The organism is Acinetobacter sp. yr461 (genome assembly GCF_900110445.1).
GTDB classification, from domain to species: Bacteria; Pseudomonadota; Gammaproteobacteria; order Pseudomonadales; family Moraxellaceae; genus Acinetobacter; species Acinetobacter calcoaceticus.
Map to the genome: position 1 here is coordinate 81,500 of NZ_FODU01000013.1, position 8,912 is coordinate 90,411.

Annotated in this window: 9 protein-coding genes and 1 rRNA gene; 4 read left to right on the forward strand and 6 right to left on the reverse strand. The window is 37.9% G+C overall.

All coding sequences use genetic code 11. From position 1 onward, the window contains the following. Window positions 1–65: 65 nt before the first annotated feature. The 3 genes from BMW38_RS15550 to BMW38_RS15560 all read right to left on the reverse strand — a co-directional run bounded on the left by BMW38_RS15550 (window position 66) and on the right by BMW38_RS15560 (window position 4,472). The gene (locus BMW38_RS15550; protein WP_017391133.1) at window positions 66–2,447 is read right to left on the reverse strand and encodes a YgiQ family radical SAM protein; all 2,382 of its coding nucleotides are present in this window, start codon (window positions 2,445–2,447) and stop codon (window positions 66–68) included. A 214-nt stretch (window positions 2,448–2,661) separates the two neighbouring features. Beyond that, window positions 2,662–3,921 carry an esterase-like activity of phytase family protein gene (locus tag BMW38_RS15555; RefSeq protein WP_092709702.1) on the reverse strand — a complete coding sequence of 420 codons (1,260 nt, stop codon included), beginning with the start codon at window positions 3,919–3,921 and terminating at the stop codon, window positions 2,662–2,664. A gap of 146 nt (window positions 3,922–4,067) precedes the next feature. Continuing rightward, the gene (locus BMW38_RS15560; RefSeq protein WP_092709705.1) at window positions 4,068–4,472 is read right to left on the reverse strand and encodes a helix-turn-helix domain-containing protein; all 405 of its coding nucleotides are present in this window, start codon (window positions 4,470–4,472) and stop codon (window positions 4,068–4,070) included. A gap of 81 nt (window positions 4,473–4,553) precedes the next feature. On the opposite strand from BMW38_RS15560, the gene BMW38_RS15565 reads away from it, so the two are divergent. The 4 genes from BMW38_RS15565 (at window position 4,554) to BMW38_RS15580 (ending at window position 6,748) form a co-directional block, all read left to right on the forward strand. Then, entirely contained in the window at window positions 4,554–5,039 is a 486-nt protein-coding gene (locus BMW38_RS15565; RefSeq protein WP_092709707.1) for a DUF2938 domain-containing protein, read from the forward strand. Between the two features lie 16 nt (window positions 5,040–5,055). After that, window positions 5,056–5,622: a flavodoxin family protein gene (locus BMW38_RS15570; protein ID WP_092709710.1), complete on the forward strand. Its 567-nt coding sequence runs from the start codon at window positions 5,056–5,058 to the stop codon at window positions 5,620–5,622. 4 nt (window positions 5,623–5,626) lie between these two features. Next, window positions 5,627–5,860, forward strand: a complete 234-nt coding sequence (locus BMW38_RS15575; protein ID WP_092709713.1) for a DUF2798 domain-containing protein — start codon at window positions 5,627–5,629, stop codon at window positions 5,858–5,860. Window positions 5,861–6,139: 279 nt separating this feature from the next. Next, window positions 6,140–6,748: a lytic transglycosylase domain-containing protein gene (locus BMW38_RS15580; RefSeq protein WP_092709716.1), complete on the forward strand. Its 609-nt coding sequence runs from the start codon at window positions 6,140–6,142 to the stop codon at window positions 6,746–6,748. A 53-nt stretch (window positions 6,749–6,801) separates the two neighbouring features. Here BMW38_RS15580 and cysK read toward each other — a convergent pair whose 3' ends face one another. From cysK to rrf, 3 genes are all read right to left on the reverse strand, one after another. Next, window positions 6,802–7,800, reverse strand: a complete 999-nt coding sequence (cysK, locus tag BMW38_RS15585; protein WP_092709719.1) for a cysteine synthase A — start codon at window positions 7,798–7,800, stop codon at window positions 6,802–6,804. Window positions 7,801–7,980: 180 nt separating this feature from the next. Continuing rightward, window positions 7,981–8,424: a hypothetical protein gene (locus tag BMW38_RS15590; protein ID WP_092709722.1), complete on the reverse strand. Its 444-nt coding sequence runs from the start codon at window positions 8,422–8,424 to the stop codon at window positions 7,981–7,983. 180 nt (window positions 8,425–8,604) lie between these two features. Continuing rightward, window positions 8,605–8,719 (reverse strand): 5S ribosomal RNA (gene rrf, locus BMW38_RS15595). Between the last annotated feature and the right edge of the window lie 193 nt (window positions 8,720–8,912).

The following is an 8,912-nucleotide window of genomic DNA, read 5'->3' on the forward strand; positions in this document are numbered from 1 at the left end:
CACTATACGATTTAAACAGACATATTAAAAACAAAAAAGGCTCTGTTCAAGAGCCTTTTTTATCATTATCCACGAGCTTTTGATTTTGGTTTACTTTTACCACCAAACGGTCTCTTCTCGCCTGTTTCACGAGGAGGCAAACCAGTATGTTGGGTTAGAACCTGTCCTTTTTGTGGACGTTTTTGCCCCGCTGCTGAGCGAGATTGCCCCTGACCGCGTTTTGCTGAATCTCCCGCCACAGACGAGTTCTTCTTACGTGCAGATTTATATTCACCTTCAGCAGTACCTTGTGGCTGATAGGTCGGAATTAAATGCTGCTTCGAATTACCAATTAAATCGGCACGACCCATTTCTTTTAAGGCCTCACGAAGTAATGGCCAGTTGTTTGGATCATGGTAACGTAAGAATGCTTTATGCAAACGACGACGCTTCTCACCTTTTACAATATCAACTTTTTCAGTATAGCGAGCTACTTTAGCAAGCGGGTTTTTACCCGAATAGTACATGGTGGTTGCAGTTGCCATTGGCGATGGATAGAACGTTTGTACCTGATCGGCACGGAAACCATTTTTCTTAAGCCAGATTGCAAGGTGCATCATGTCATAATCTGAAGTACCCGGATGCGCAGCAATAAAGTAAGGAATTAAGTATTGCTCTTTTCCTGCTTCTTTACTGAAACGGTCAAACATTTGCTTGAAACGATCATATGTCCCAATACCCGGTTTCATCATCTTCGATAAAGGGCCATTTTCGGTATGCTCTGGAGCAATTTTTAAATAACCACCAACGTGATGTTGTACCAGTTCTTTTACATATTCTGGATTGAGTACTGCAAGGTCATAACGCAAACCAGAACCAATCAGAATTTTCTTCACACCTTTAATCGCACGCGCTTTACGATAAAGCTGTACTAAAGGTGCATGATCGGTATGCAAGTTTTGACAAACACCCGGATATACACAAGAAGGTTTACGGCAGTTCTTTTCAATTTCAGGGTCTTTACAGTGCAAACGGTACATGTTTGCTGTTGGACCACCTAAGTCAGAAATAATGCCTGTGAAGTTTGGCGCCGTGTCACGAATTTTCTCAATCTCACGTAAAATTGAGTCTTCAGAACGGTTTTGAATAATACGTCCTTCATGTTCTGTAATCGAACAGAAAGTACAGCCACCAAAACAGCCACGCATAATGTTGACCGAGAATTTGATCATATCAAATGCTGGGAAACGAGCATCGCCATAAGTTGGATGAGGCAAACGTGCATATGGAAGATCAAACACATAGTCCATTTCCTCAGTGGTTAGAGGAATTGGTGGAGGATTGATCCAGACATCACGTTCACCATGGCGTTGAACCAAAGCACGGGCATTACCCGGATTAGTTTCAAGATGCAAAATACGGTTTGCATGCGCGTAAAGCACGTGATCATTTGATACTTCTTCAAAAGAAGGTAAACGAATTACCGCTAACTCCCGTGGAGGTAACTTATGTTTAATTGCTTTTGACGGTGCCAGCTTTAATTGAACGATTTGAGTGTCGTCATCTAGTTTGTCGCCTTCACGCACAATCGGATTTGCAACAATCTCTTTCTGGAAATCTTGATATTGAGCTAATGAGTTACCTTTTTCTTTTTCAACCTCACAGCCATCAATATCTTCAGTCATGACATATGGGTTAATAATTGGATCAACACGTCCAATCGTATCTACATCATTACTCGCAACTTCAACAAACTTTGCTTTTGATGCTTTGTTATGTTTATTAATAATAAATGCTGTACCACGAACATCTGTAATCTCGTGGATTTTTTCACCTTTAGCCAAACGGTGCATCACGTCAATAATGGCACGCTCACCATTACCATACATAAGCAAATCGGCTTTTGAATCCATCAAAATCGAACGACGAACTTTATCCGACCAATAATCGTAGTGTGCAATACGACGTAAACTGCCTTCAATTCCACCTAATAACACAGGTACATCAGGGAATGCTTCACGACAACGCTGGCAATATACCGTTGCTGCACGGTCAGGACGTTTGTTCGGCTCATTGTTTGGAGAGTAAGCATCATCTGAACGAATTTTACGATCTGCCGTATAACGGTTGATCATCGAATCCATATTACCTGCCGTCACACCCCAAGCAATGGTTGGCTTACCTAAAACGCGGAAGCTTTCAACATTGGTCCAGTCTGGCTGTGCAATAATTCCGACACGAAAACCTTGTGCCTCAAGCACACGTCCAATCACACCTGATACAAAAGATGGATGGTCAATATAGGCATCACCACAAACTAAAATGAAGTCACACGCATCCCAGCCGAGTTGATCCATTTCTTCTCGTGACATCGGCAAAAATGGTGCTGGTTCAAAACACGACGCCCAATATTTGTCGTAATCAAACAACGCTTTTGGCGCAGTTTGCATGGTGTAAGCAGTAGACATGGCTTGCGAATCTCGGCTAGCAGATGGAGGAGAGACATCTAAAGATGAAAGCCGATCATTTTAACATGAATTCCATTCATTTTCCCTGTTTATAAAACAAACGAAAACAAGGATATAAAAATTAATTTGATTAAAGTTTATCCAATATTTTATTCTTCTAATAAATGCGGCGGAATAAAAGCCACCGCAGTTTTAACTTACTTATTTACAGGGCTTAGAACAAAGCTTTTGGCAACCGAATTTGAATAATCTCATTATCGTCGGCCACTTTTGCATTACGTCCTGTAGAGCCAGGGAAGTTATTATCATTTAGAATAGTGAGGGTTGTACCATTTTCAATGATGACATCTTCAATGGTTTCAAATGGGAAAGCGAAAACTTGTTGTGTTCCAATATCTCCTGCTCTTGCTGTGCCATAAAGTAAATTAGGATTGGCAATTTTAATTAAATCGACTAAATCTTCGCGGCTTACTGGTTGGCCTGACTCATTTAATTTAATACGAATTAATTTTTTATATCCGCCTAAATTATTCTGAGTCGCATCACGCTCAATAATAATACCTTCTTTATCATTAAAGAGTTGGAAGTCACCAATATTGGTTGCCTTACTGTCTAACTGGAACCAATAATATTTTCCTGTATAAGCTTTTTTCTTCAGGTCAAATTGAGAAATCAATAGCTGTCTTTCCGTTTCTCGAATTGATTTAAGCGGTTTCTCTACAAGAGGATAGAGATATTGGCCATCTGGAGAAATTGCCATTCCTTCAAAACCACCACTTTGCTGAACTAGAGGCTCTACAAAATTAATTTGCGCTTTATTAAACTGATTTTGAGGAGAGCGAAGTTCTTGTGTCGGATTTAGTGGATTTGGCAGAGCAATTGGAGCATCCAACAACACACCATCTGCAGAAAAATGAAGTAAATAAGGACCAAACTCATCCCCAATCCAATAAGTCCCATCACTATTACGTTGCATTGACTCTGGGTCAAAATCAGCACCCGTTAATAAACGCTCAGCTGTATCACCATTGACGATACTAAATGGAATTAATTTGTTTGGATCACGCAGTTGGATAAAGCTTTGCACAGTAACTTGACCCGTACCTTTAGCTTTAGTTTTTAAATCAGGCTTTAATTTATAGATACGAAGTAAAAAGTCTGATGAATTATCTTGAGTCCCAAACCCGTTATCGGCCATTGCCATATAACTGCCATCTTCATTTTTTAATGCAGCAGAAAAGCCCTGTACAGGTTGACCTTTAAATGGAGGATAAATTCCATTTGCACCTTTCACATATGCGCCAGAGTCTGGACCAGCTGCATAAGTTTCTACGGGTAACTTAGCAAAAGAAATTAGGGTCGGTTCGGTAACGTTTTCAGTGGGTGAGGTTTGTTCTTGATCGTTATCATTGTTACATGCCGTCAATCCTAAACTGGCACAGCATAATAATGCGACTAAAGTTTTTTTGCTCATGGTTTTATACAGTCGGTAAAAAATTAAGCAAATTTAATCAAGCTTATATGAAGTTTTCACTTCAAAAAGATGAAATCTTTATGGCGAAAATATGACAAATATATCTGTTAGATCAATGTTAAAAAAACTATTGGCTCAAGATTTCACTAAAGTTTCGTTGGCTGATATTCTCCAGCAATTGCTGCTTTCAAAAAGTTCTGGAAAGTAGGACATTGCATGTGGTTTTCAGCAGGACACACTGCCGCATGTTGTAATCCTTGACTAATAAAATGTAATCGCTTTGCCATTTGCTCTAATTGTTCAGCTTTATCTTTTAGTTTTTGACGATCAAGATCAGGTTTACCATCTTGTCCAAACATTGCGGCGATCTCATTTAAAGAAAAACCCGCAGCACGCCCTAAAGCAATTAATGCCAGTTGATCAAGTACCTGTTTACCATATTGCCGACGTAAACCTTGCCGCGCTATTGATTTAATTAATCCTTTCTCTTCATAAAAACGTAGCGTTGCTGTTGTTACTTTTGCTCTCTTAGCGACTTCACCAATATCCATAACACCCTCTTGACTTCAAGTGAACTTTAACTTGCACAATAAATTTATCACGTTTCATACGTATAAAAGCAAGGTGTAAAAATGAATATCTCCTCATTGTTCTTTCAAGCTTTATGCCTAGGTATCGGGGCAACAGTAATTATGGATATCTGGCTGTTAATATTAAAATTATTTAAGATTCCAACCTTAAACTTCGCCTTTCTCGGACGCTGGGTTGGTTGGATATTTCAAGGCAAATTCATACATCAATCCATTGCGCAAAGCCCCTCAATTAAAGGGGAATATTTACTAGGTTGGATCGCACACTATAGTGTTGGGCTGATCTTTGCATTCAGCTTTCTTTGCATTGTGGTCTCCGATTGGCTCATTCATCCTCAGTTTTACTCAGCGCTAATTTTTGGCTTAGTCACTGTTCTCATTCCTTTTTTTATTATGCAACCTGCGATGGGTAGTGGTTTCGCTTCTTCAAAAACCCCTCATGCATTTTTGAATTGTCTAAAAAGTTTGCTTAACCATAGTGTTTTTGGCTGTGGTTTATATCTCACTGCAAAAATCTTTCAAATTTAAAATAAAGGAAAATCTCATGAAAACCGTTGCCATTATTTACTATAGTCGTCAGGGTCATACTCAGTTTATTGCTCAGCAAATTCAAACTGGCGTATTAAGCCAAAAAAATATTAAAGTAGATCTACTGAGTGCTGAACATCTCATTGAAAACCCTGAAATACTTATCCAATACGATGGCTTGATTTGGGGATCTCCGACTTACTTAGGCGGAGTATCCTCGAAATTAAAACAACTCATGGATGCAACAGGCCCATTATGGAAAAAACAGAGTTTTAAAGGAAAACTAGCGGCTGGGTTTACCGTATCGTCCCTTCCCGCGGGTGATAAACAATCGACATTAATTTCACTTTTTACTTTTTGCATGCAACACGGCATGTTATGGGTAGGTAATCCAATTCTACCCGAACAACATCAAGGTGTACCTTATGCTCAAGCAGCTAACCGTCTCGGTTCATGGTCAGGCTTAATGGCTCAGGCTGAACACGGCAGTAGTCCCGATAGGTTTGATGAAGGAGACATTAAAACTGCTCGATTATTTGGAAATAACTTTGCAATGACCTTGAATGCTTATCTTGGAGTGTAAGATTATGACAGCACAAAGGATTTTATTACTTTTAATTTTATCCGCAACGATGTCATTTATAATTTCAGGAATTACGACTTTCAAAGCATTAGGACCAATTCAAAATTTCTTTTCATTATGGATATCCGCATGGGGTATTGCATGGATATTTGCTTTCCCAAGTGTATTGATTTGTACTCCTGTAGCACAGAAACTAGTCGACATCGTATTTAAGAAAGTTGAAAAAGTATATCTGTAAGTTAAAACGTACAAAACTTGCGGTGATTTGCGGATATCCAGCTTTAGTATTTTTTTATAATATATGAAACATAGAGAGACAGGATGTCTCATTGAAGAAGAATAAGAACGCAGGAAGCGGTAGTTGACAGGAGTTAGCTACATAAGCTGAATACGAAGGAACCCCGACAGGATGTCGGGGTTTTTTCATTTTAATCATACAAAATTATCACTATTTTCTTATGCTGAGCAACAGAACTTATATTGATCCATTAGTTACAGCTGAATACCATGATTTCATTTGAAACTTGATTATCGGTTTTATATTTTGCTTACCTCATCTTTATCTAACAATTATTTTAAACCAACTCAAATACACATTTTGAGTCTCAAATTTTTTACAATTGTTTTAATGACAATAATGACGGGGTGTACGAGCTTAGGCCCGAATAGTGGTTCATTTTCATGGCGTTCAAATAAACTCTCGTCTGGTTTACAAAAAGCTTATTCTGTTCCACAAAGCACAGCGAATCGGTTATCTCCAATTATTATTCAAAGTGCTGATCAATATAATGTACCTCCTCTTTTACTTGCCGCGGTCATAAGACAAGAGTCTAGTTACAATAGTAGCGCCCTCTCACCTACGGGTGCAGTAGGTTTAACTCAAATTATTCCCAGTTATTGGCAACAAACTTGTGCTGGTAATTTGTATGATGAATCTACAAATATTCAATGTGGTGCATATATTTTAAATCATTACTATCAATCAGCAGATAGCTGGTTTAAAGCCACTGCTTATTACAACGTTGGACCTACAGGATATGAGCGAAGTTTCTGGACACGTCACAAAGCTAAGAAATATGCCCGATCTGTTAAACGTCATCAAAAAGCTCTAAAAAGTGCCTTATAAATTAAGGTCAAATAAAAAGCCCATCTGTTGATGGGCTTTTTATACAAGTAATTTTATTCGTCAAATAAACCTTCAAATAGAACAGAAGATAAATAACGCTCTCCACTGTCTGGAAGAATAACAACAATCGTTTTGCCAGCATTTTCAGGACGTTCTGCAATTTTAGCAGCCGCAGCCAAAGCTGCTCCACTTGAAATACCCACTAAAATGCCTTCCTGCATTGCACAATTTCTTGCCCACTGAATTGCTTCTTCACTAGTTATTGGTAAGACTTCATCAACAAGATCTAAATCAAGATTCTTTGGAATAAAGTTCGCACCAATTCCCTGAATTTTATGTGGTGCAGGTGTAATATTCTCACCATTTCTAGTTTGAGTAATAATTGGAGACTCAGCAGGTTCAACGGCTACAGAGTACAAAGGTTTATTTTGAACTTGTTCGAAATAACGAGAAATACCAGTAATTGTGCCACCAGTACCTACACCAGCAACCAAAATATCGACTTGCCCGCCTGTTGCTTGCCAAATTTCAGGACCAGTTGTATCCACATGGATTTGTGGATTTGCTGGATTTTCAAATTGTTGAGGTAGGAAATAAACATCTGGTTGTTCATCTGCTAATCGCACAGCTTCATCAACTGCACCTTTCATCCCTTTCGCTGGTTCAGTTAAAACTAAATTGGCACCGAGTGCTTTTAATACTTTTCTACGCTCAAGACTCATGCTTGCAGGCATAGTTAAAGTAATTGGGTAACCCTTAGCCGCTGCAACAAAAGCCAACGCAATCCCAGTGTTACCACTGGTTGGTTCAATAATATGCATGCCTTCTTTTAACACACCACGCTTTTCTGCATCTGCAATAAGTGCCGCTCCAATACGACATTTCACAGAAAATGCAGGATTCCGACTTTCTACTTTTGCTAATACAGTTGCACCAGTTTTAATCAAACGATTGATACGAACTAAAGGTGTATTACCAATTGCTTCTGCATTATTTGAATAAACTGCGATCCCTAAATTATTGGGTGTTGGAAATTGCTGGTCGGTAGACATGTTATATCCTTATTAGATTTGGAATGATTCTGAATCATTATAGGCCTGTCAAATAAACAGGAAAGTAGAAAACATTAAGTTTTAGAAAAATTTATACTTTTAAGATAATAAAGCTTTTTTTCATGAGGGACTAAAGTATAAATCATCAAACTTTTTATATAGAAGAATAACTAAAACTAATTATTTGATATAGCTAGAATTTTTATACTTTAATGTACCATTTTCTAATATTAATGTAGATTTCGTTACGCTATTACTTGTAACCACTTCTTTATAATTTCCTCTTTCTAACAAAAACTTAGTTTCACTTTCTAACACTACTTCTGCTGACTGCTTAGTTTCAGATATATAAAGGGACTTGATCTTAGCATTATGAAGAATTTTGGAAGCATTAATAAAGGTTATAATTACTCCCTCTTTATAACTCTCTTTAGTGAGAGGGGTACCATCCTTCTTAGCACCCAAAAAATCTTCTGATAACAAGGCCATAAAACTCATTATTTCCTTGTTTTGTACTGATGTTTTTTCTTTTTCTAAAAGATTTAAAACCAATTTTTCATCAATAGATTCAGCTGGATAACTATTAAAAGCAAAACAAGCAAATAAAAGAACTATTATTCTCATAAAATACCTAAATTAAAATTATAAAAGGGAATTAAGATATTATTTCTTCGTTTATACCTTCCTATTTTGCTTATTTTTTCATCTTTTAGATTAAATTACTATAGGAAATCAGCGCACTTATTTAAATTTTCCAAGCATAAAAAAACACCCCCAACTGATGTTGAGGGTGTTTGAATAATGAGCTGGCGATGACTTACTCTCACATGGGAAACCCCACACTACCATCAGCGCTAAGAGGTTTCACTTCTGAGTTCGGGAAGGGATCAGGTGGTTCACTCTTGCTATGGTCGCCAGCACAACTGGTATGGATACTTGCATTGGTCTTATTGGTTGCCGATGCTTTTTCCAAATCTTTACAGATGGGCTGATTGAGTCTTACTTTATTTTGTTCATTTTAGCTAAGCGTATAACTAAATCAAGTTGCTTTGCATATTAATGAATCGATTGATGCTTTATATACAACTGCTTGGGTGTTGTATAGTCAAGCC